The sequence below is a fragment of the Vreelandella rituensis genome (assembly GCF_003336665.1).
Classification (GTDB): Bacteria; Pseudomonadota; Gammaproteobacteria; order Pseudomonadales; family Halomonadaceae; genus Vreelandella; species Vreelandella rituensis.
Window position 1 is genome coordinate 1 of record NZ_QPIJ01000161.1, and the last position, 886, is coordinate 886.

The 886-nt window shown below is 56.7% G+C and carries 1 protein-coding gene; it reads left to right on the top strand.

Features of this window, described 5'->3' with window-relative positions:
* Positions 1–172: 172 nt before the first annotated feature.
* Positions 173–886, top strand: a 714-nt coding sequence (locus DU506_RS21270; protein WP_147273816.1) for an RNA-guided endonuclease InsQ/TnpB family protein, incomplete at its 3' end; no start/stop codon positions are given.

Below are 886 nucleotides of genomic sequence, written 5' to 3' on the forward strand. Positions count from 1 at the left end.
TCGCTTTATGCTGATGCATGACGCTTCTCCTTTTTCCATTGATGCACGTAGTGACTATCCATGTAGCTCGATGAAGCTTTAGGAGGGGAGGAGTCCCTTTCATTGGGGATACAAGCGCGGCGTCCGAGAGGACGCCTTGATCTCTTACGCAAATGATACTAAGCTGTAAGTCATGAAAACCGAACGCGCCTACAAGTACCGATTCTACCCGATGCCCGAGCAGGAAATCCTTCTGGCGCGGACGTTTGGGTGCGTGCGGTTTGTCTGGAACGCGGTGCTGCGACATCGCACCGATGCGTTCTATCAGCGCCAGGAAAAGATCGGTTACAACGACGCCAGCGCCTTCCTGACCCAACTGAAAAAACAGCCTGACACCGTGTTCCTGGCTGAGGTCAGTTCGGTGCCCTTGCAGCAATGCTTGCGCCATCAGCAATCGGCCTTCAAGCACTTCTTTGCCAAGCGCGCTCGATACCCGCGATTCAAGTCAAAGAAGCAGCGGCAGTCCGCCACCTTTGCCAGTTCGGCGTTTGTGTATCGCAACGGCCAGATCACGCTGGCCAAGTGCCAGGAATCCCTCGACATCCGCTGGAGCCGCGAGCTTCCGTCAGCGCCCAGCACCGTCACGGTATCCAAAGATCAGGCGGGGCGCTATTTTATTAGCTGCCTGTGCAAAGTGGACGCTGAATCACTGCCCATCACGCCCAAGATGGTGGGTATCGATCTCGGGCTGAAAGACCTATTCGTGACCAGTGACGGCAAGCGCGCCAATAACCCCCGCCATACGGTGCGTCACGCACGCAAATTGGCGCGGGCGCAACGGCAACTGAGCCGTAAGCAAAAAGGCTCGAACAATCGGGCGAAAGCCAAGCGGAAAGTGGCCAGGCGC